Raw genomic sequence first — 20,923 nt, forward strand, 5'->3', positions numbered from 1 at the left:
GCCCGTACGATGGGTGATGGTCCAGTGTCGTATCAAGGAGAGACAAATCGTGTCTGAGGAGCTCATTCCGGAGAACCCGGAGCAGGAGACCGAAGAGAACGAAGCGGCGGAACCGGTCAAGCAGCGGAAGAACGGCCTGTACCCGGCCGTCTCCGACGAGCTCGCCGACAACATGAAGTCGGGCTGGGCCGACACGGAACTGCACGACCTCCAGCCGATCGCCCAGGCCGAGCACACCGCCGCCCGGCGCGCCGCGCTCTCCGCCCGCTTCCCCGGCGAGCGCCTGGTCATCCCCGCGGGCAACCTGAAGACCCGCTCCAACGACACCGAGTACGCCTTCCGCGCCTCCACCGAGTACGCGTACCTCACCGGTGACCAGACCCAGGACGGCGTGCTCGTCCTGGAGCCGACCGGCGACACCGGCCACGAGGCGACCATCTACCTGCTGCCGCGCTCCAACCGGGAGAACGGCGAGTTCTGGCTCGACGGCCAGGGCGAGCTGTGGGTCGGCCGCCGACACTCCCTCACCGAGGCCGAGCAGCTGCTGGGCATCCCCGCGAAGGACGTCCGCGAGCTGCCCGCCGCGCTGACCGAGGCCACCGGCCCGGTCCGCAATGTGCGCGGCCACGACGCCTCCATCGAGGCCGCCCTCACCGACAAGGTCACCGCGGAGCGCGACGAGGAGCTGCGCGTCCACCTCTCCGAGGCCCGCCTGGTGAAGGACGCCTTCGAGATCGCCGAGCTGCAGAAGGCGTGCGACGCCACCGCGCGCGGCTTCGAGGACGTCGTGAAGAGCCTGGACAAGGCCGAGGCGACCAGCGAGCGCTTCATCGAGGGCACGTTCTTCCTGCGCGCCCGCATCGAGGGCAACGACATCGGCTACGGCTCGATCTGCGCCGCCGGTCCGCACGCCACCACCCTGCACTGGGTCCGCAACGACGGCGCCGTCCGCGCGGGCGAGCTGCTGCTCCTGGACGCCGGGGTCGAGACCAACGACCTCTACACCGCCGACGTGACGCGCACCCTGCCGATCAACGGCACGTTCTCGCCGCTCCAGCGCAAGATCTACGACGCGGTGTACGAGGCCCAGGAGGCGGGCATCGCCGCCGTGAAGCCCGGCGCCGACTACCGCGACTTCCACGACGCCGCACAGCGCGTGCTCGCCGAGAAGCTCGTCGAGTGGGGCCTGCTCGGCGACCTGTCCGTGGACAAGGTCCTGGAGCTGGGCCTCCAGCGCCGCTGGACCCTCCACGGCACCGGCCACATGCTCGGCATGGACGTCCACGACTGCGCCGCCGCGCGCACCGAGGCGTACGTCGACGGCACGCTGGAGCCGGGCGTCTGCCTGACGGTCGAGCCCGGTCTCTACTTCCAGGCCGACGACCTGACCGTGCCGGAGGAGTACCGCGGCATCGGCGTCCGGATCGAGGACGACATCCTCGTCACCGAGGACGGCAACCGGAACCTCTCCGACAAGCTGCCCCGCCGGGCGGACGAGGTCGAGGCCTGGATGGCGCAGCTGAAGGGCTGACCCCGTACGCGTACCCGTACGCGTACCCGTACGCACACGAGCGCCGAGGGCGCGCCGCTCACTACACCGTGAGCAGCGCGCCCTCGCGCCATTTCAGGACCTTGTCGAAGCTCACGACCGCGCCGCGGCCCGGGCGGTTGCCGAACTGGACGTGGTCGGAGAGCTGCTGGATGAGGTCGAGACCCCGGCCGCTCTCGGCTTCGTTCTGAGGGGAAGGCGCGGCTGGGCGAAGCGCGCGCCGGGCGGGAAAGCCCGGCCCCGAGTCGCTGACCTCGATACGGCATTTCTCGCCGTCCAGATAGGCCGTGACCCGGTACTGCCCGGAGTCCGCGGCAGGGCGTCCGTACCCGGAATCCCCGGGCTCCCCGAGAGCCGTCCGGTCGCCGCCGTGTTCGACGGCGTTCGCACAGGCCTCGCTGAGCGCGACCGACAGGTCGAAGGAGATGTCCGGATCCACCCCTGCGGTTTCCATGGTGCCGAGCAGAAAACGACGGGCGAGCGGCACGCTCGCAGCTTCGCGCCGCAAATGGAGAGACCACCAGATGCTCATCTTTCAGCCTCCTGGCTGCGGCTCGACGTATCGATACGTATTGCCGCCCTTGGCACTTCGTAAGCACGGATCGGGTGGGAGAGCCCTCATTCGGCGGATGTGGATATTCGGCCGCCCGGTGTATGGACCCGTCCGGCCGCGGGTCGTCGGGGGGCGCGTCCCGGTGGCCCGGGGGGCGCGTCCGGTCGGTCCGGTGCGTGCGCCCCCGGTCCGTACATCCCCCGCGAACAGGCGCAACAAGCGCGGTTGGGGACGGAGCCTGATCTTCCGGACCTGCCGTACGGCCGAGGGGGGCGCAGTGCGATGATGTCCCGGCCATGTCCACGCCTCTCGCACGCGCCGGAGCCGGTCTGCGGCTCATGAGGGCCGCGGTGTTCACCGCGGTCTGCGTCGTGCTGTCCGCGGCCGGGCACGCGTTCGCCGCCGGAACGGCCGTCCCCGCGTGGACCCTGCTCGCCGCGTTCCTCGGCGTCCTCGCCGTCGCCACCGTCCTCGCCGGACGGGAACGCTCCCTTCCGTCGATCGTGGGCGCGCTGGCCGGCGGACAGATCCTCCTGCATGTGCTCTTCGCGTACGGCAGCCACGGCAGTGCTCCGGCCGCCGTCGGCATGTCCACGGGCGGCGACAACCCGCTCATCCGGTTCGCCGCCGGCCTCGTGTGCGGTGAGGCGCCGGCGGGGCTGAACGCGGCCGACGCCCACCGCATCGTCTCCTCCGCCGGCATCGACCCGTCGACGCTCGCGGGCGCCCACGACCATCTCGCGGCGGGCGGCGGAGCCGGAGCGGCGACCGCCGCGGCGGCGGCTCCGGACGGCGCCTCCGGCATCGCGCAGGTCTGCGCCGCGGTCTCCGCGATGCTGCCGAGCCTGCCGATGTTCCTGGCCCACGTCCTCGTCGCGCTCGCCACCGGCTGGCTGCTGCGGCGCGGCGAGATCGCCCTCTTCGGGCTGGCCCGGCTCTCCGCCCACAGCGCCCAGGCGCTGGCGGCCGGGGCCCGGCTGCGGTCCCTGCGGGCCGCGCTCGCCCTCGTCCGCGCGCTGCGCGCCGGGGCACGCGAGCAGCTCATGGCCGGGCCGCGCGTTCCCCGGCACTCCGACGACGTGCCCGTACCGGCCGCCGGAGATCCTCTGCAGCACCTGGTGATCAGGCGCGGGCCTCCGGCCCCGTACGCCCTCGCAGCCTGACGCGACGCCTCCACCGGGCCTCGCGGGCCGTTCGCGCACGTTGCCGTGCACGCGGACTCCCCGCGCGGAACCGCACCGCGAGGTGTCGTGATGCCGCCGCGCATCCGCGCGCCGGACCACCGTGTTCCGTTTCCCTGTGGAGATTCCTGCCATGAAGCTTTCCCGTATCGCCCTCGCCGGCGGCGTCGCCGCGTCCACCGTCCTGCTGATCGCCGGCCCGGCCGCCGCCCACGTCAGCGTCCAGCCGGTGGGCGAGGCCGCCAAGGGCGGATACGCCACGCTCAACTTCAAGGTCCCCAACGAGCGCGACCAGGCCTCGACGGTGAAGCTCGAAGTCAACTTCCCGGCCGACCACCCGCTGTCGTCCGTCACCCCGCAGGCCGTTCCGGGCTGGAAGATCAAGATCGACAAGAGCAAGCTCGACAAGCCCCTCGAAGTGCACGGCAAGAAGATCACCGAGGCCGTCTCCAAGGTGACCTGGACCGCTGACGACAGCGAGATCGCCCCCGGCTACTTCCAGCAGTTCCCGGTCTCCGTCGGCGCGCTCCCCGAGGACGCCGACCAGCTCGTCTTCAAGGCGATCCAGACGTACGACAACAAGGAAGTCGTCCGCTGGATCGAGGAGCCCACGGCCGGCGGCGAAGAGCCCGACAGCCCGGCCCCGGTCCTGAAGCTGTCCGCCGCCTCCGAGGACCACCACGGCGGTGGCGCGGCCGACGACGCCAAGGAGGGCGACGACCACAAGGCCGCCGACACCGCCGCGTCCACCAAGGAGACCCACGCCGCCGCGTCCTCCTCCTCCAGCGACACCACCGCCCGCACCCTGGGCATCATCGGCATCGTCATCGGCGCCGCCGGTGTCGCGTTCGGCGTGCTCGCCGGACGCCGCCGCTCGGCCTGACCGGCCGGATCCCTCACCCGCACCACGTTCAGGACATCTCCTTCATGCGCAACAGAAAAGCAGTGACGGCCGCGGCGTTCGCCGCCGCGGCCGCACTGGCCCTCTCCGCCTGCGGTACCGGTGACGACAAGGCGGGCTCCTCGTCCGTCGCCGACGTCAGCGCCGCGCCGCAGGACAAGGCCGCGACCGTCCTCGACCAGCCGTTCACCAAGCCGAACCTCGTCCTCACCGACACCCACGGCAAGGAGTACGACCTCCGCGAGGTGACCAAGGGCAAGCCGACGCTCATCTACTTCGGCTACACCAACTGCCCCGACGTCTGCCCGCTGACCATGAGCAACATCTCCCTCGCCAAGCGGGAGCTGCCCAAGGCCGACCAGGACAAGCTCCAGGTCGTCTTCGTCACCACCGACCCCGAGCGCGACACCCCCGCCTCGCTCGGCAAGTGGCTCTCCGCCCAGGACCCCACCTTCACCGGTCTCACCGGCGACTTCCCGACCATCCAGGCCGGGGCGCGGCAGATCGGCATCGGCATCGACGCGCCGAAGAAGGAGAAGGACGGCACCGTCGTCTCGATGCACGGCGCCCAGGTCATCGCCTTCTCCCCGAAGACAGACGAGGGGTATGTGCTCTACGGCGAGGACACCACCGCCGAGGAGTACACGAAGGACCTCCCCAAGCTCATCAAGGGTGAGGCACCGTGAACCGCCGCCGCACGGCTCTCGCCGGCGTCCTCGCCCTCACCACGGGGCTGACGCTGGCCGGGTGCTCGTCGGACAGCGGGTCGGGCAGCGAGCCGGAACTGAAGGTCACCGGCGCGTTCATGCCGCAGCCGGTCAGCGACATGGCCGCCGGTTTCCTCGTCGTACAGAACAGCGGCGGTGCCGCGGACCGGCTCACCTCGGTGACCAGTCCGCTCTCCGACGACGTCACGATCCACGAGACGAAGAACCAGAAGATGCGCGAGGTCTCCTCGTTCGAGGTGCCCGCGAACGGCGAGCTCGATCTCGAACGCGGTGGCAACCACATCATGTTCATGAAGCTCAAGCAGAAGCCCAAGCAGGGCGAGAAGGTCTCCGTCGAGCTGCACTTCGAGAAGGCCGACCCCATCAAGGTCGACCTGCCGGTGAAGGAAACCACCCACAACCCGAAGAAGCAGTGAGGGACTGAACCGATGTCTGCCACCGCCCCGTACGCCGGACCGTCCCCGATACGACGGCCCGTCGCCGCCGCCGCGCTCCTCGCCGCGCTGATCAGCCTGGTGTTCGGGCTGCTGCTGGCCGGCGCGGGCCCGGCGTCCGCGCACGCCGCCCTCACCGGGAGCGACCCGCAGGACGGGGCGGTGGTGGACACCGCGCCCAAGGAGGTCACCCTCAGCTTCTCCGAGGCCATCGCCGTGGGCGACGACTCCATCCGGGTCCTCGACCCCAGCGGCAAGCGCGCCGACACCGAGGCCGAGCCCAAGGACCTCTCCGAGGGCGGCATCGTCCGGTACGGCGTCGCGCTCCACTCCGGTCTGCCGGACGGCACCTACACGGTCGCCTGGCAGGCCGTCTCGGCCGACAGCCATCCGATCTCCGGCGCCTTCACGTTCTCCATCGGCGCCCCGTCCGAGACCACGGTCGCGGTGCCCACCCAGGAGGCGGGCGGCGGCCCGGTCGGCGTCGTCTACGACATCGCGCGCTACGCCGCGTACGGCGGATTCGTCCTGCTCGTCGGCGGCAGCGCGTTCGTCCTGATCTGCTGGCAGCGCGGCGCGGCCGCCCTGCCGATGCAGCGGCTCGTGGTCCGCGGCTGGCTCACGCTGACCGCGGCGACCCTGGCCATGCTGCTGCTGCGCTACCCGTACACCGGCAGCGGGAAGTTCGCCGACGCCTTCGACCTCGCCGGACTCCAGTCCGTCCTGGACACCAAGCCCGGCGCGGCCCTCGTCTCCCGGCTGCTGCTGCTCGGGGCCGCCGCCCTGTTCATCGCCGTCCTGTTCGGCACGTACGCGCGGCGCGAGGACGAACGCGAGAAGAAGGACCTCACCTTCGGTCTGGCCGTCGGCGGCGGTGTGGTCGCGGCGGGCATCGCCGCCACCTGGGCGATGTCCGAGCACGCCTCGACCGGCATCCAGACGTCGATCGCCATGCCGGTGGACGTGGCGCATCTGCTGGCCGTCGCCGCCTGGCTCGGCGGACTCGCCTCGCTCCTGGTGGCGCTGTACCGGACCCCGGACATCGGGAGCGCCGCCGTACGACGCTTCTCCACGGTCGCGTTCAGCAGCGTCGTGGTCCTGGCGGCGACCGGGATCTACCAGTCCTGGCGGCAGGTCGGCTCCTGGTCGGCGCTGACCGGGACGCGTTACGGGCAGCTGCTGATCCTCAAGGTGGCGCTGATCGGCGTCCTGCTCGCGGTCGCCTGGTTCTCGCGGCGCTGGACGGGACGACTGACGGACCCGGCGGCGGCTTCCGGAGACGCGGCCGACGAGGAGGGCGCGGAGGCTTTCGAGGAGGCCGAGGAGACCCCGGCCGACGTCGACCCCGAGCGCGCCGCGCAACTGGCCCGGCAGCGGGCCGTCGTGACCGCGACGAAGAAGAAGCGGATACGGGACGCCGACCCGGAGCGCTCCGGACTGCGCCGCTCGGTGCTGGCCGAGGCCGCCGTCGCCGTCGTCCTGCTGGCCGTCACCACCATGCTGACGTCCACCGAACCGGGCCGTACGGAGGAGGAGGCCGCGGGCGGCACCCCGTCCGCGAGTGCTCCCGCCGCCGGGGGGCCGGTCAACCTGAGCATGCCGTTCGACACCGGCGGCCAGAACGGCAAGGGCACCGTCCGGATCGACATCGAACCCGGCGGCACCGGCTCCAACGATCTGCATGTGTGGATCGACGGCAGCGACGGCAAGCCGATGGACGTTCCCGAGCTGAAGCTGGCCCTGACCCTGGAGTCGAAGGACATCGGCCCGCTGCCGGTCGTCCCGGACCGGCTGGCGGAGGGGCACTGGTCGGCGAGCGGGGTACAGATTCCGATGGCCGGGGACTGGAAGATCGACGTGACGGTACGGACGTCGGACATCGACCAGGTCACCATCGACAAGAACGCGAAGATCGGCTGAGCACGGTGAGCAAGACCAGGAAGCAGGCCCCGGACGGGACCGCCACGACCGTCTCCCCGGGTGGCGGCGACGGTGCCGCCGCCACCGGCGTATCGCGGCGGCGGCTGCTGGGCACCGCGGGCGCGGCGGGCGCCACGGGGCTGGTGCTGGGAGCCGGGGGCGGGGCCGCCGGGTACGCCGCCACCCGCCCCGAGGAGCCGGCCGCGCTGACGACCGTCGGGGCGACCGAGGCGATGTTTCACGGGAAACATCAACCGGGGATCACCACTCCGCTTCAGGCCCGGGGCCATCTCGTCGCCTTCGACCTGGTGGCGGGCGCGGGGCGCAAGGAGGCGGCGGCGCTGCTGCGGCGCTGGTCCGCGGTGGCGAAGGAGCTGATGGCGGGCCGCCCTGCGGCGGGCGGGCCGGACGGCCCCGGGCACGACACCGGGATCGCCCTGGACGCGGGGCCGTCCTCCCTGACCGTCACCTTCGGCTTCGGCCGTACGTTCTTCGCGCGCACGGGTCTGACCGACCGGCTGCCCGCGGCGCTCGACCCGCTGCCCGCGTTCTCCGCCGACGCCCTCGACGCCAAGCGGTCGAACGGCGATCTGTGGGCGCAGATCGGCGCGGACGACGCGCTGGTCGCCTTCCACGCGCTGCGGGCCCTCCAGAAGGAGGCCGCGGGCACGGCACGGGTGCGGTGGCAGATGAACGGCTTCAACCGCACGCCCGGCGCCACCGCCCGGCCGATGACCGCCCGCAATCTGATGGGCCAGATCGACGGGACCGGCAACCCGAAGCCCGCCGACGAGGACTTCGACAGCCGCGTGTTCGTCCCCGCCTCCCCCGGGAAGCCGCAGGAGTGGATGGAGGGCGGCTCGTACGCCGTCGTCCGCCGGATCCGGATGCTCCTGGACGACTGGGAGAAGCTTCCGGTGGAGCGCCAGGAGCGGGTCATCGGGCGGCGCAAGGCGGACGGGTCGCCGCTGAGCGGAGGCGCCGAGACCACGGAGATGGACCTCGACAAGGCGGGCCCGGACGGCCGGCTCGTGATCCCCGACAACGCCCACGCCCGGATCTCCTCGCCCGAGAAGAACGGCGGGGCCGCCATGCTGCGCCGCCCGTTCTCGTACCACGACGGCATCGCGGAGGACGGCACTCCGGACGCCGGCCTGCTGTTCATCTGCTGGCAGGCGGACCCGTTCCGGGGCTTCGTGCCGGTGCAGCGCAAGCTCGACCGGGGCGACGCGCTGTCGCCGTTCCTCCGGCACGAGGCGAGCGGGGTGTTCGCGGCCCCGGGCGGGGCGGCGGAGGGCGAGTACGTGGGGCAGCGGCTGCTGGAGTCGTAGGGCACTCCGGGAGGCGCGGGCCCGCATTCTGAGACAGCGCGGCGGGCCTCGCGGGGCGCATTAGGGTGACCGTATGTCAGCCACGCGCTACGCCTATCTCGGCCCCGAAGGCACCTTCACCGAGGTCGCCCTCCGTACGCTCCCGGAAGCCGCCACCCGGGAACTCGTCCCGATGGTGTCCGTGCCGGCCGCCCTGGACGCCGTACGCAACGGCGAGGCGGCGGCGGCTCTCGTGCCGATCGAGAACTCCGTCGAGGGCGGTATCACCGCGACGCTGGACGAGCTGGCCGGCGGGGAACCGCTGATGATCTACCGCGAGGTGCTGCTCTCCATCACCTTCGCGCTGCTGGTACGGCCCGGGACCAAACTGTCGGACATCAAGACGGTCACCGCGCACCCGGCCGCCCAGCCGCAGGTGCGCAACTGGATGGCGGAGAACCTGCCGGGCGCCCTGTGGGAGTCGGCGGCGTCCAACGCGGACGGGGCCCGGCTGGTCCAGGAGGGGCGGTACGACGCCGCGTTCGCCGGTGAGTTCGCCGCCGCCACCTACGGCCTGGAGCCGCTGGTGACGGAGATCCATGACGCGGAGAACGCCCAGACCCGCTTCGTCCTGGTGGGCCGCCCGGCCCGGCCCTCCGCACCGACCGGCGCGGACAAGACCTCCGTGGTGATCCGGCTCGGCGACGACCACCCCGGTGCGCTGCTGGAGCTGCTCCAGGAGTTCGCGGTGCGCGGTGTCAACCTGATGCTGATCCAGTCCCGCCCGACCGGCGAGGGCATCGGCAACTACTGCTTCGCCGTGGACGCGGAGGGGCACATCGCCGACCGGCGGGTCGGGGAGGCCCTGATGGGGCTGAAGCGGATCAGCCCGAATGTGCGGTTCCTCGGCTCGTATCCGCGGGCGGGCGTCTCCCCGGACGAGGTGCGGCCGCTGCGGGCGGGCACATCCGACGCGGCGTTCACGGAGGCCTCCGACTGGCTGGCGCGCAGCCAGGACGGCCGGATCTGACGGGAGTCCTCCGGGAGCGAGGCTTCGGAGGGGCCTTCTTACGCGCTCCGCAGCGGTGCGATCTACAGATAGTCACGCACTCCGGAGAGTTATCCACAGGGCGGCTCTCGACCTGGGGACAAGTCGACACCGCAATACGACATCGTCGACAAATCAACCCAGTCACCTCAGAGCCGTCCACAGAACCACGAGGCGGCGCGAGTCGCCGTGCGTCACCCCAATTCCCTTGATCAACTCTTTAAGATGGCGAATTCCCACCCGAATGAGCGCGCGGAACGGGTTTGGGCGGAGATTCCGTGGGCCTTCGCCCGACTTCCGGAACAATGCCCTCCGGTGTCCACAGAACTTCCACACAGCCTGTGGATAACTATTCCGGTATCGGACCCCCTGTGGACAACAGTGACCGACGCGCCCCCAACTCCCGCCCCGCTCAAGGCCGGTACGTCAAGGCGGAGCGCACCTTCTGCCCTGTTCAGGGGAGTTAACCACCGTTATTGACGCCCTCCGCCTCCTCCGGCGCCGCCGCCATCCGCGATTCCCCCTCAGGAATATCAATTCCGGCAATTCGGTCATAGTGACACGCTCGGCAATATCGGTTCGAGTGCGAGAACCGCGCACCGGTAGCCTGGAGGGGTGATTGACCTTCGCCTGCTCCGTGAGGACCCCGACCGTGTTCGCGCCTCCCAGCGCGCCCGTGGAGAGGACGTCGACCTCGTCGACGCCCTGCTCTCCGCCGACGAGCTGCGCAGGTCGTCCGGCGTCCGCTTCGACGAACTCCGCGCCGAGCAGAGGTCGCTCGGCAAGCTGATCCCCAAGGCCACCCCCGAGGAGCGCACCGAGCTCCTCAAGAAGGCCGAAGAGCTCAAGGCCGACGTCAAGGCGGCCGACGCCGCCCAGGACGAGGCCGCCGCGGACGCCAAGCGGCTGCTGCTCCAGCTCGGCAACATCGTCCACGAGGACGTGCCGGTCGGGGGCGAGGAGGACTTCGTCGTCCTGGAGACCCACGGCACCATCCGGGACTTCGGCGCCGAGGGCTTCGAGCCCAAGGACCACCTGGAGCTCGGCGAGGCGCTCGGCGCCATCGACATGGAGCGCGGGGCCAAGGTCTCCGGCTCGCGGTTCTACTACCTCACGGGCGTCGGCGCGCTCCTGGAGCTCGCCCTCGTCAACGCGGCGATCGCCCAGGCCACCGAGGCCGGCTTCGTCCCGATGCTGACGCCCGCGCTGGTCCGCCCGCGCGCCATGGAGGGCACCGGCTTCCTCGGCCAAGCCTCGGAGAACGTGTACCACCTGGAGAAGGACGACTACTACCTGGTCGGCACCTCCGAGGTCCCCCTCGCCGCGTACCACATGGACGAGATCATCGACGCCGACAAGCTGCCCCTGCGGTACGCCGGGTTCTCCCCGTGCTTCCGCCGCGAGGCCGGCACGTACGGCAAGGACACCCGCGGCATCTTCCGCGTCCACCAGTTCGACAAGGTCGAGATGTTCTCGTACGTCGACCCGGCGGACGCCGAGGCCGAGCACCGCAGGCTCCTGGAGTGGGAGAAGCAGTGGCTCACCGCCCTCGAACTTCCCTTCCAGGTGATCGACGTCGCCACCGGTGACCTCGGCGCCTCCGCCTCGCGGAAGTTCGACTGCGAGGCGTGGATCCCGACGCAGGGCAAGTACCGCGAGCTGACCTCCGCGTCCAACTGCGACGGCTTCCAGGCCCGCCGGCTGTCCGTCCGGATGCGCGAGGGCAAGAAGGTCCAGCCGCTGGCGACGCTGAACGGCACGCTCTGCGCCGTACCGCGCACGATCGTGGCGATCCTGGAGAACCACCAGCTCCCCGACGGTTCGGTCCGGGTGCCCGAGATGCTCCGTCCGTACCTGGGCGGGCGCGAGGTCCTGGAACCGGTCGCCAAGTGACCTTCCCCTACAAGCTCGTCGCGACCGACCTCGACGGCACGCTGCTGCGCGAGGACGACACGGTCTCCGAGCGCACCCGCGCGGCACTGGCCGCCGCCACGGCAGCCGGCGCCGCGCACATCATCGTCACCGGACGCGCGGTCCCCTGGACCCGGCACATCCTGGACGACCTCGGTTACGAGGGGCTCGCGGTCTGCGGTCAGGGCGCGCAGGTCTACCACGCGGGCGAGCGCAAGCTGCTGACCTCGCTGACCCTGGACCGGCAGCTCGCCGGTCTCGCGCTCTCCAAGATCGAGGCGGAGGTGGGCCCGCTCCACCTGGCGGCCAGCCGCGACGGGCTGGACGGCGAGGTGCTGGTGGGCCCCGGCTACCGGGTGCAGGAGGGGCCGCTGCCGTACCTCTTCGTGGACGACGCCGCCGAGATGTGGACCGCCCCGCTCAACAAGGTCTACATACAGCATCCGGAACTGGACGACGACGCGCTGGCGTTCGCGGCGCGGTCGGCCGTCGGCAGCCTGGTCGACGTGGTCATGGCCGGGCCCGGCGTGGTCGAGATCCTGCCGCTGGGCCTGAGCAAGGCGACCGGCCTTTCGCTGGCCGCCCGCCGGCTCGGCGTGAAGGCCGCCGACACGATCGCCTTCGGCGACATGCCGAACGACATCCCGATGTTCGGCTGGGCCCACCACGGCGTCGCCATGGCCAACGCCCACGACGATCTGAAGGCCGTCGCCCACGAGATCACGGCGTCCAACGAGGACGACGGCATCGCGGTGGTGCTGGAGGAACTGCTCCGCACGGCGCCCGTGCAGTAGGACAGTCCGTACGTACGAGGCATCGAGCCGACAGCGGCCCGGCACCGTTTCCACGGTGCCGGGCCGCCGGTCTCAGCTCTGCGCGCGCTGCCCGTTACGGCGGCGCAGATCCTTCAACTGCCGGGCGAAGGAGTCCATCCGCCCGTCCAGACGCACGACGTCCTGCTGGACGTCCGTCAGCCGCAGGCTCATCGCGCCGACCACTTGGTGCGTCATCTCCACTTTCCGGTCGAGGCTGTCGAGCCGCTCCGACATCCGCATCAGCACCGGCCCGAGCTCCTGCAGCGCACTGCCGACGCCGGTGAGGCAGCTCTCGATGCGCGTGACGCGCTGGTCGAGGGAGGCGTACTGCGTGCGCAGCTCCTCCTCGGCGTCGAGGAGGTAGGTGCGCACGCAGCGGGCGATGTCGCTGTCGCGAAGAAGCAGGGCGATGTTGAGGACGGTCCGGCGGGTGTAGAGGGTCAGCTGCGTGGCAGCCTGTGGATAACTTTCCCGCCCCTCCCCCTCCCATAGAGACAACATGTCCCTATGGAAGATTCGCAGCTCAGCGCCGCGCAGCAGGATGAGGCCGTTCTCCTCGACCTCTGCCCGGTGCCGCTGCGTCACCTTCTTCACGGCCTCTGTGGATACTTCGAAGTAACGAGCCACATCCTCTGTGCGAACGTGAATTCCGTCCGGGAGCATGGCAAGGCTCTTCACCTTGTCGAGGATGTCGACGCGCCCCATCTGCTCGCCGCGCAGCGCGCGCGATTCGAGCAGGGCGACTTCCGTGGGCATGGGTGTGCCTTTCGTACGAGGGAATGACGAGGACGGCCCACACCCCGGGCTTCAGGGGTGGAGGACGCTCACGGTTGCCACTCACTCGATGACCGGTCCGGTGGGCTGAGCCTCACTCGGTGCCGGCACTCCCCGATTTCACGATCGCTACGACGCCACGGATTCCAGTTGCCTCCACGCACCCTGCCCAACGACCCGATAAACGTACGGTTACGCGCACACCTGTCCGCTCATACGACGACCCCCGCTCCTCCGGAAGAGCGGGGGTCGTCGAGGCACACGGGCGCTCAGGCCCGGACCTTCACTCCTCGCCCGCCAGCTTCAGCGTGCGCAGCTTCTGGCCCGCGTACCAGGTGGCGGCGGCCGTGACCGCGACCAGCAGGACCGTGGCGAGCGGCAGACCGACCTCCGAGGTCACCGCGCCCTCGCCCGCGACCTTCTGGGCGACCGCGAGCGACCACTGCTGGACGCTCAGCGTCCGCGCACCGGCCACCAGGCTGCCGAAGAGGGCCTCCCAGACCAGGGCGTAGACCAGGCCGAGGACGACCGCGTGCCGGCTGACCGTGCCGAGCAGCAGGAACAGGGCGCTGTACGCGATCGAGGCGACCAGCGCCGCGATCGTGTAGGCGACGGCGACCTGCTGGCCGTTGCCGTTGAGGATGAGGCCCGCGAGCAGCGTCGGCAGGGCGGAGAACACCATGGTCACCGCGATGGCCACGATCAGCTTGGTGAAGATGATCGTGGGCCGCTTCACCGGCTTGGCGAGCAGGTAGACGATCGAGCCGTCGTCGATCTCGGGGCCGATCGCCCCGGTGCCCGCGATCACGCCGATCAGCGGCACCATCGTGGCGATGGCGAAACCGCCGAGGACGTCCGAGGCGATCTGGTCATCGGCTCCGGCGAACATGCGCACGGCCGCGGCGATGATCAGCAGCAGCGCGGGCAGGACGAACAGGATGGCGGCCCGGCGCCGGCCGAGCAGGGCCCGGTAGGTGAGCCGGGCGACTGTGGGGTCGTACATGACGGTGCACAGCTCCTTTCAGGCCACTACTCAGGCCGCTACGAGGTAGGAAAAGACCGATTCGAGGGACTCGTCGGACGGTGAGACGGTGAGCAGCCGGATGCCCTGCTCACGGGCCACCTTCGGGAGCAGTTCGGTGAACCGCCCGAAGTCGACGGCCTGGATGCGCAGCGCCTTCTCGGTCAGGTCGACCTCGATGCCGGCCGTGGACGGGTCGGCGATGAGCGCGGCCGCGAGGGCCCGGTCGTCGCTGGAGCGCACCAGGTAGCGGTGCGGCCGGTCCTTCATCAGCCGGCGGATCTTCCGGAAGTCGCCGGACGCGGCGTGCCGGCCCGCCACGATCACCTCGATGTGCGAGGCCAACTGCTCGACCTCTTCGAGGATGTGGGAGGAGAACAGGACCGTGCGCCCCTCGGCCCCCATCCGTCGCAGCAGCTCCATCAGCTGCATCCGCTGGCGCGGGTCCATTCCGTTGAACGGCTCGTCCAGCAGCAGCACCGAGGGTTCGTGGACCAGCGCGGACGCCATCTTCACGCGCTGACGCATGCCCTTGCTGTACGTGGAGATCTTGCGGTCCTGCGCGTACTCCATCTGCACCGTGGCGAGCGCCTTCCGCGCCTCGGCCCCGCCCAGACCCTGGAGTTCGGCGTTGGCGACGACGAACTCCTTGCCGGTGAGGAAGTCGTACATCCCCTCCCGCTCCGGGACGATGCCGATCTCCTTGTAGACGGCCTCGTTGCGCCAGATCGGCCGTCCGTCGAGCGTGACCTTCCCCGTCGAGGGGGCGAGGAATCCGCCCATCATGTTGATGAGGGTGGACTTTCCGGCGCCGTTCGGGCCGAGGAGTCCGGTGACCCCGGGCCCCACGGTCATGGAGACGTCGTTGACGGCGACCACGTTGCCGAACCAGCGGGAGGTGTGGTCGATCTCGATGGTGGTCACAGCCCGGCCCTCCGGTAACGGCGCATCAGGACGGCGTACGAGCCGGCGACGAGCGCGAGAACAACGAACAGGTAGACCACACCGGTGCCGGCCCCCGGGCCTTCCCCTCCGGGGAAGGCGGAGGTCGCGCCGAGGAACGCGGTCTGAATGCCGTCGATCAGCGTGATCGGCGAGAACAGGCCGAGCCACTGCACGGCCCCTTCCGACCCGGTCTCCCAGGCGATGGCCTGAATCGTGGAGACGGCGCCGTAGGTGATGGTCAGGAGGGCGATCACCGCGGCGACGCCGAAGCCGCGCCGCGGGGTCAGGGCGGCCATCACGAGGCCGAGCCCGGCGAACAGCACGGACAGCAGCGCCACCGACACCAGTCCCTGGCCGAACCACGTGGTCTGGTCGGCGAAGTCGAACTTCGCGAGCAGAGAGCCCACATAGAGGATGAGCAGCGGTGCGCCGGTGAGGATGAAGAGCGCGGTCGCGGTGGCGGCGAACTTCGCCAGCACGTAGTCGGCGCGTTCGATGGGCCGCGAGAAGTACAGCGGGACGGTCTTGAAACGAAGGTCCCGGGAGACCGCCTGCGGTGCCTGGGCGGCGATGAGCAGGCCGATGACGGCCTGGAGGTAGATCGCGTACGAGGTGTACTTGATCACCAGCTTGCTGGCGTCCGGCGTGGCCATGGAGACCGCCACCAGGATCGCCGCGACCAGCGCCATCACGCCGAACAGCAGCATGGGCAGCACCTTGGACTTGGCGGAACGGCCCAGTCCGAAGGAGCCCCGCAGGGTCTGCGAGAACAGGGAGCGGCGGGCGTAGGCCCGGCCGAGCCGCGGTCCGTCGTAGGAGCGGTAGCCGATGTTGTGGATCCGGGAGGCGTCGCGCCCGGCCGCGGCCTTGGTCTCAGTGCTCATCGCGACCGCTTCCCTTCTGCTGGACGACCCCGGCGGTGGCGACGGCGGCCGGGACGGCGGCGGTGTGCGCCTCGCCCTGTTCGGTACGGAAGACCTCGGCGATGTGGTGGCGGCGCTGTTCCATGCGGACCAGGCCGAGCCCGAGCCCGGCGACGCTGTCGCGCACCAGGTCGTACGTCTCCTCGCCCACCGCCTCGATCAGCAGGATGTGGCCCGCGCCCGGCAGCCCCTGTGTGTCGATCCCGTCGAGACCGATGAGCGTGACCCCGGCGTCGGTGAGGACCTTGCGCAGCGCGCCGGTGCCGTCGGGGTGGGTGTCGCTGTCGGTCACCTCGACCGCGAGGGTCGCGGTGGTCTGGGTGAAGTCGCTGGTGGAGCTGGAACGCAGGAGCGTTCCGCCGTCGATGACGACGACGTGGTCGCAGGTGCGTTCCAGCTCGCCCAGGAGGTGCGAGGTCACCAGCACGGAGATGCCGAAGTCGGTGTGGATCCGGCGGATCAGACCGAGCATCTCGTCCCGGCCGACCGGGTCCAGACCGTTGGTCGGCTCGTCGAGCAGGACCAGCTGGGGGTCGTGGACGAGGGCCTGGGCCAGCTTCACGCGCTGCTTCATGCCGGTCGAGTAGCCGCCGATCGGACGGTAGCGCTCCTCGTAGAGGCCGACGTGGCGCAGGGTGTCGGCCGTGCGCTCGCGGGCCGCCGTGGGCGGCAGCCCCGACATGCGAGCCATGTGCACGACAAACTCGGTGGCCGAGACGTCGGGCGGCAGGCAGTCGTGCTCGGGCATGTACCCCACCCTTTCCCGGATGGCGGCGCCGCTGGTCGCGACGTCGAGCCCGAGCACTGCGGCCCGGCCTTCGGTGGCGGGGGAGAGACCCAGCAGGATCTTGATCAGTGTGGACTTGCCGGCTCCGTTGGAACCCACCAGACCGGTCACACCCGGTCCGATGTCCAACGTGAGCCGGTCAAGCGCGGTCACCCGGGGGAACCGCATGCTCAGGGCTTCGGTAGCGATTACGGCTGTCACGGAAACGACGTTAGTGGCGCGGACCACAGAGGTCGTCAGCCCTGACGGCTGGATCCGCGTCAGACTCCAGGCGTACGCGCCCGTAGGGGGACCCCGCGAAGAAGGAGACCGGATCTCCGGGGCCGGGGCCGCGACCGGGGTTCACCAGAGGTGGCGGCCCGGGTTGTCCACAGCCGGAGACGGGCCGGGGGCCGGGTTGTCCACAGGTCGTGCAGCCCTCTTGACGCAGCCGCTGGACATTGTCACATTCATCAGTGTCACGTTACGGACGCGTACCGCACACGGCAGGGAACGGACGGTGGCATGACCGGCATGACCTCGGCGGGGTTCGCCTCGGCAGTGCAGCACGAAATCGCCCCGGAACTGCGGGGGTTCAGAGAAGTCCAACGCCTGGCCTATGCCTGCGCGGAGGCGGTCGCCGGCCAGCTGCGGTCGGGGGTGACCGAGCGCGAGGCGGCCCGGATGCAGCGCGTGTGGCTGCGCGAGCGCGGTGTGCGCGACTGGTTCCACCTGCCGTTCGCCTGGTTCGGGGACCGTACGGCGTTCGCCGGGTTCAAGGTGCCGCTGCAGTTCTTCCCGACCGACCGGAAGCTGGAGCCGGGGATGCCGTTCATCCTCGACATGGCCCCGGTGTACAAGGGGTTCACCGCCGATGTCGGGTATTCGGGGTGCCTCGGTCTCAATCCGCTGCACGACAAGCTGCTGGCCGACCTGGAGGCCCACCGCGGGCTGATCCTGCGGGAGGTGCGCGAGCGCCGCTCCTTGCGCGAGATCTACGAGAACGTGGAACGCCTCATGACCGCACAGGGATACGCGAACAGACACCGGGCCTATCCCTTCGGCGTGATCGCCCACAAGGTCGACCGGGTCGCCGAACGCCGTTGGTCGCCGCAGGTGTTCGGCTTCGGCACCCAGTCCCTCAAGGGGCTGCTGAGCGACGCCCTGCACGGTCACCGGGACGGCTGGTCACCGCTGTGGAGCCCCTACCGCTTCTCCGACCACCCGCCGCAGCCGGGCCTGTGGGCGGTCGAACCCCACCTCGGATTCCGGGGTACGGGCGCGAAGTTCGAGGAGATCCTGGTCGTCACCGACTCCAAGGACCCCGAACAGAGCGCTTTCTGGCTGGACGACGATCTGCCGCACGTGCGGCGCTGGGCCGAGGAGAAGGTGGCGGCGTGAATCTGTCCCAAGCACGTGAGCGACGCGTGGTGACGGGCGGCGTGGAGCTGTGCGTCGCCGAGCTGGGCGACGCGGGCCGGCCGACCGTGGTGCTGGTCCACGGCTATCCGGACAGCAAGGAGGTCTGGTCGGACGTAGCCGCCCGGCTGGCCGAGCAGTGGCACGTGGTGCTGTACGACGTGCGGGGGCACGGCAGGTCCACCGCCCCGAAACCCCTGCGCGGCGGCTTCACCCTGGAGAAGCTGACCGACGACTTCCTGGCCGTGATCGACACGGTCAGCCCGGACCGGCCGGTGCATGTGGTCGGTCACGACTGGGGGTCCGTGCAGGCCTGGGAGTTCGTCACGGTCGGCCGGACCGAGGGCAGGATCGCCTCCTTCACCTCGATGTCCGGCCCGTCCCTGGACCACTTCGGGCACTGGATCAAACGCCGGATGTCCCGCCCCACCCCGCGCAAGGTCGGCCAACTGCTCGGCCAGGGCGCCAAGTCCTGGTATGTGTACATGCTCCATACGCCGGTCCTGCCGGAGCTCGCCTGGCGCGGACCGCTCGGCAAGCGGTGGCCCCGGATCCTGGAGCGGCTGGAGAAGGTGCCCGCGGGCGACTACCCCACCGCCTCCCTGCCGAACGACGCGGCGCACGGGGCCTGGCTCTACCGCGACAACGTCCGCGCCCGCCTCAGCAGGCCCCGCGCGGACGCCTACGCCCACGCACCGGTCCAGCTGATCACGCCGACCGGGGACTCCTTCCTCTCGGAGCGGCTCTACGACGGTCTTGAGGACTGGGTGCCCGCGCTGGTACGCCGCTCGATCCCGGCCAAGCACTGGGTGCCCCGCACCCGGCCGGACCAGCTGGCCTCCTGGATCGACGAGTTCGTCACCGCCAACGAGTCCGCCGGGCGGGACGGCGCGCCCGTGCAGCAAGCGGCGGCCAAGAGCCCCTATGCGCAGCGGTTCGGCGGCCAGCTGGTCCTGGTGACGGGCGCGGCCTCCGGGATCGGGCGGGCCACCGCGTTCGCGTTCGCCGAGGCGGGAGCCCGGATCGTGGCCGTGGACCGCGATGCGGAGGGGGCCGCCCGGACCGCGGAGATGGCACGGCTGATCGGGGCGCCGGCGGCCTGGGGCGAGGCGGTCGACGTCAGCGACGAGGCCGCGATGGAGAAGCTCGCCGCCCGGGTCGCCGCCGAGTACGGCATCGTCGACGTCCTGGTCAACAACGCCGGGATCGGGCTCTCCGGCTCCTTCCTGGAGACCACCAGCGAGGAGTGGAAGAAGGTCCTCGACGTCAATCTGTGGGGGGTCATCCACGGCTGCCGGATCTTCGGCAAGCAGATGGCGGACCGCGGCCAGGGCGGACACATCGTCAACACCGCCTCAGCCGCGGCCTTCCAGCCCTCCCGGGCGCTGCCCGCGTACAGCACGTCGAAGGCGGCCGTGCTGATGCTCAGCGAGTGCCTGCGGGCCGAGCTGGCGGAGAAGTCGATCGGGGTGAGCGCGATATGCCCCGGCATCGTCAACACCAACATCACCGCCACCACGCGCTTCGCCGGAGCGGACGCGGCGGAGGAGGAGCGGCTGCAGAAGCGGACGAGCCGGCTCTACGGGCGTCGCAACTACCCGCCGGAGAAGGTCGCCGACGCGATCCTGCGGGCGGTCGTGCGCAACCAGGCCGTGGTGCCGGTCACCCCGGAGGCGCGCGGCGCCCGGCTGCTGTCCCGGCTGAGCCCCGGAGCCCTGCGCTCCGTCGCCCGGCTGAAGCCTCCGCTGTGACCGGGGCGGGGGCGGGGGCCACGGCCGAGTACCGCATCGAGGACCTGGCCCACGCCAGCGGGGCCACGGTGCGCACGATCCGCGCCTATCAGGACCGGGGGCTGCTTCCGACGCCGGAGCGGCGCGGGCGGGCCAATGTGTACCGGGAGACCCATCTGGCCCGGCTGCGGCAGATCGCGGACCTGCTCGACCGGGGCTACACCCTGGCCAGCATCAAGGAGTTGCTGGAGGCGTGGGACGCGGGGCGGGGGCTCGGCGGGGTGCTCGGGCTCGTCGCGGAGGTGCACGGCCCGTGGACGGACGAGGAGGCCGACCGGATCAGCCGCCGGGAGCTGGACGCGCGGTTCGGCGGCCGTCAGGACGACGAGGCCATCGCCGAGGCGGTGGAGCTCGGCGTGCTGGAGCGCGTGCCGGGCCGGGACGACGAGTTCCTCGTGCCCAGCCCGCAAGAGCTGGCGGTGGCCGTGGAGTTGTACGCGGCCGGGGTGCCGCTGACGGCGATCTCGGGCCATCTGCGGGAGCTTCGCGGCCAGGTCGAGCACATAGCCTCCCGTTTCCTGGAGTTCACCACCGAGCACGTCTTCGCCCGCTACCTGGGCCATCTGCCGCCCACCGACGCGGACGCAGCCGAGGCGGCCGCCCTGGTACGTCGACTGAGGCCGCTCGCCCAGCAGACCGTGGACGCCGAACTGGCGCGCGCCATGAGGACGTTCGCCACCCGCCATCTGCATCACCATCTCGGAGCGGAGGAGAGCACGATCACCGAGGACTCGACCCGCCCCGTGCTGCTCCCGGCCCGGACAACACAGGCCGTTCAGGAGCTGGTTGGCGCAGATCAGTTGGCCGCCTTCGTCACGGCGGCCACCGAACGGGAAGTACAGGCGCGCACGTTGGATCATCTTGCGGCAACTCACGCCAAAGAGGGCAAAATTAACGAAAGCCCCTAAATCTTATGGCCGTTGTCCACAGAATCG

Annotated in this window: 19 protein-coding genes; 13 read left to right on the forward strand and 6 right to left on the reverse strand. The window is 70.7% G+C overall.

The window, feature by feature from the left end:
* The first annotated feature begins 49 nt into the window (after nt 1–49).
* Entirely contained in the window at nt 50–1,531 is a 1,482-nt protein-coding gene (locus G3I54_RS07455) for an aminopeptidase P family protein (protein WP_164612321.1), read from the forward strand.
* Nucleotides 1,532–1,592: 61 nt separating this feature from the next.
* On the opposite strand, the gene G3I54_RS07460 is transcribed toward G3I54_RS07455, so the two are convergent.
* Nucleotides 1,593–2,081, reverse strand: a complete 489-nt coding sequence (locus G3I54_RS07460) for an ATP-binding protein (RefSeq protein ID WP_164612322.1) — start codon at nt 2,079–2,081, stop codon at nt 1,593–1,595.
* A 317-nt stretch (nt 2,082–2,398) separates the two neighbouring features.
* Here G3I54_RS07460 and G3I54_RS07465 point away from each other — a divergent pair, with 317 nt between their 5' ends.
* The 9 genes from G3I54_RS07465 to G3I54_RS07505 all read left to right on the forward strand — a co-directional run bounded on the left by G3I54_RS07465 (nt 2,399) and on the right by G3I54_RS07505 (nt 12,329).
* A complete protein-coding gene (locus G3I54_RS07465; RefSeq protein ID WP_164612323.1) occupies nt 2,399–3,265 on the forward strand; it encodes a hypothetical protein in 867 nt (288 codons plus the stop codon).
* A 151-nt stretch (nt 3,266–3,416) separates the two neighbouring features.
* Nucleotides 3,417–4,166 (forward strand): YcnI family protein, encoded by a 750-nt coding sequence (locus G3I54_RS07470; protein ID WP_164612324.1) that lies wholly within the window; start codon nt 3,417–3,419, stop codon nt 4,164–4,166.
* 44 nt (nt 4,167–4,210) lie between these two features.
* Complete coding sequence (locus G3I54_RS07475; RefSeq protein WP_164612325.1) at nt 4,211–4,870, forward strand: SCO family protein; 660 nt, start codon at nt 4,211–4,213, stop codon at nt 4,868–4,870.
* A complete protein-coding gene (locus G3I54_RS07480; protein WP_164612326.1) occupies nt 4,867–5,328 on the forward strand; it encodes a copper chaperone PCu(A)C in 462 nt (153 codons plus the stop codon). The genes G3I54_RS07475 and G3I54_RS07480 overlap by 4 nt, the downstream gene beginning before the upstream one ends.
* A 12-nt stretch (nt 5,329–5,340) precedes the next feature.
* Nucleotides 5,341–7,266, forward strand: coding sequence for a copper resistance protein CopC (locus G3I54_RS07485; RefSeq protein WP_164612327.1), 1,926 nt, complete (start codon nt 5,341–5,343; stop codon nt 7,264–7,266).
* A 5-nt stretch (nt 7,267–7,271) separates the two neighbouring features.
* Nucleotides 7,272–8,597 carry an iron uptake transporter deferrochelatase/peroxidase subunit gene (gene efeB, locus G3I54_RS07490; RefSeq protein ID WP_343240285.1) on the forward strand — a complete coding sequence of 442 codons (1,326 nt, stop codon included), beginning with the start codon at nt 7,272–7,274 and terminating at the stop codon, nt 8,595–8,597.
* A gap of 73 nt (nt 8,598–8,670) precedes the next feature.
* Nucleotides 8,671–9,606: a prephenate dehydratase gene (gene pheA, locus G3I54_RS07495; protein ID WP_164612328.1), complete on the forward strand. Its 936-nt coding sequence runs from the start codon at nt 8,671–8,673 to the stop codon at nt 9,604–9,606.
* A 633-nt stretch (nt 9,607–10,239) separates the two neighbouring features.
* Complete coding sequence (serS, locus tag G3I54_RS07500) at nt 10,240–11,517, forward strand: serine--tRNA ligase (RefSeq protein WP_164612330.1); 1,278 nt, start codon at nt 10,240–10,242, stop codon at nt 11,515–11,517.
* A complete protein-coding gene (locus G3I54_RS07505) occupies nt 11,514–12,329 on the forward strand; it encodes an HAD family hydrolase (protein ID WP_164612332.1) in 816 nt (271 codons plus the stop codon). The genes serS and G3I54_RS07505 overlap by 4 nt, the downstream gene beginning before the upstream one ends.
* 72 nt (nt 12,330–12,401) lie before the next feature.
* On the opposite strand, the gene G3I54_RS07510 is transcribed toward G3I54_RS07505, so the two are convergent.
* The 5 genes from G3I54_RS07510 to G3I54_RS07530 form a co-directional block, all read right to left on the reverse strand.
* The gene (locus G3I54_RS07510) at nt 12,402–13,106 is read right to left on the reverse strand and encodes a hypothetical protein (RefSeq protein WP_164612334.1); all 705 of its coding nucleotides are present in this window, start codon (nt 13,104–13,106) and stop codon (nt 12,402–12,404) included.
* A gap of 301 nt (nt 13,107–13,407) precedes the next feature.
* Nucleotides 13,408–14,127, reverse strand: a complete 720-nt coding sequence (locus G3I54_RS07515) for an ABC transporter permease (protein WP_164612336.1) — start codon at nt 14,125–14,127, stop codon at nt 13,408–13,410.
* 30 nt (nt 14,128–14,157) lie between these two features.
* A complete protein-coding gene (locus tag G3I54_RS07520; RefSeq protein WP_164612338.1) occupies nt 14,158–15,069 on the reverse strand; it encodes an ABC transporter ATP-binding protein in 912 nt (303 codons plus the stop codon).
* Complete coding sequence (locus tag G3I54_RS07525) at nt 15,066–15,974, reverse strand: ABC transporter permease subunit (RefSeq protein ID WP_164612340.1); 909 nt, start codon at nt 15,972–15,974, stop codon at nt 15,066–15,068. Before G3I54_RS07525 ends, G3I54_RS07520 begins: the two co-directional genes overlap by 4 nt.
* Entirely contained in the window at nt 15,964–16,968 is a 1,005-nt protein-coding gene (locus G3I54_RS07530) for an ABC transporter ATP-binding protein (RefSeq protein ID WP_164612556.1), read from the reverse strand. Before G3I54_RS07530 ends, G3I54_RS07525 begins: the two co-directional genes overlap by 11 nt.
* 336 nt (nt 16,969–17,304) lie before the next feature.
* Here G3I54_RS07530 and G3I54_RS07535 point away from each other — a divergent pair, with 336 nt between their 5' ends.
* Genes G3I54_RS07535 through G3I54_RS07545 form a run of 3 tightly spaced genes read left to right on the forward strand, consistent with a single transcriptional unit; the run spans nt 17,305 to nt 20,896 of the window.
* Nucleotides 17,305–18,180 carry a M24 family metallopeptidase gene (locus tag G3I54_RS07535; RefSeq protein ID WP_203685643.1) on the forward strand — a complete coding sequence of 292 codons (876 nt, stop codon included), beginning with the start codon at nt 17,305–17,307 and terminating at the stop codon, nt 18,178–18,180.
* Nucleotides 18,177–19,949 (forward strand): SDR family oxidoreductase, encoded by a 1,773-nt coding sequence (locus G3I54_RS07540; RefSeq protein ID WP_164612342.1) that lies wholly within the window; start codon nt 18,177–18,179, stop codon nt 19,947–19,949. Before G3I54_RS07535 ends, G3I54_RS07540 begins: the two co-directional genes overlap by 4 nt.
* Nucleotides 19,946–20,896 carry a MerR family transcriptional regulator gene (locus G3I54_RS07545; protein ID WP_164612344.1) on the forward strand — a complete coding sequence of 317 codons (951 nt, stop codon included), beginning with the start codon at nt 19,946–19,948 and terminating at the stop codon, nt 20,894–20,896. The genes G3I54_RS07540 and G3I54_RS07545 overlap by 4 nt, the downstream gene beginning before the upstream one ends.
* Nucleotides 20,897–20,923: the final 27 nt, after the last annotated feature.

The sequence above is a fragment of the Streptomyces sp. SID14515 genome (genome assembly GCF_010548505.1).
In the GTDB taxonomy this organism is placed as follows: Bacteria; Actinomycetota; Actinomycetes; order Streptomycetales; family Streptomycetaceae; genus Streptomyces; species Streptomyces caviscabies.

Excerpts from the sequence above, each read along its gene's own strand:
- G3I54_RS07460 (WP_164612322.1), bottom strand. The coding sequence starts at position 2,081 with ATGAGCATCTGGTGGTCTCTCCATTTGCGGCGCGAAGCTGCGAGCGTG.
- G3I54_RS07465 (WP_164612323.1), top strand. The coding sequence starts at position 2,399 with ATGTCCACGCCTCTCGCACGCGCCGGAGCCGGTCTGCGGCTCATGAGG.
- G3I54_RS07470 (WP_164612324.1), top strand. The coding sequence starts at position 3,417 with ATGAAGCTTTCCCGTATCGCCCTCGCCGGCGGCGTCGCCGCGTCCACC.
- G3I54_RS07475 (WP_164612325.1), top strand. The coding sequence starts at position 4,211 with ATGCGCAACAGAAAAGCAGTGACGGCCGCGGCGTTCGCCGCCGCGGCC.
- G3I54_RS07485 (WP_164612327.1), top strand. The coding sequence starts at position 5,341 with ATGTCTGCCACCGCCCCGTACGCCGGACCGTCCCCGATACGACGGCCC.
- pheA (WP_164612328.1), top strand. The coding sequence starts at position 8,671 with ATGTCAGCCACGCGCTACGCCTATCTCGGCCCCGAAGGCACCTTCACC.
- G3I54_RS07510 (WP_164612334.1), bottom strand. The coding sequence starts at position 13,106 with ATGCCCACGGAAGTCGCCCTGCTCGAATCGCGCGCGCTGCGCGGCGAG.
- G3I54_RS07515 (WP_164612336.1), bottom strand. The coding sequence starts at position 14,127 with ATGTACGACCCCACAGTCGCCCGGCTCACCTACCGGGCCCTGCTCGGC.
- G3I54_RS07525 (WP_164612340.1), bottom strand. The coding sequence starts at position 15,974 with ATGAGCACTGAGACCAAGGCCGCGGCCGGGCGCGACGCCTCCCGGATC.
- G3I54_RS07530 (WP_164612556.1), bottom strand. The coding sequence starts at position 16,968 with ATGCGGTTCCCCCGGGTGACCGCGCTTGACCGGCTCACGTTGGACATC.
- G3I54_RS07535 (WP_203685643.1), top strand. The coding sequence starts at position 17,305 with ATGACCGGCATGACCTCGGCGGGGTTCGCCTCGGCAGTGCAGCACGAA.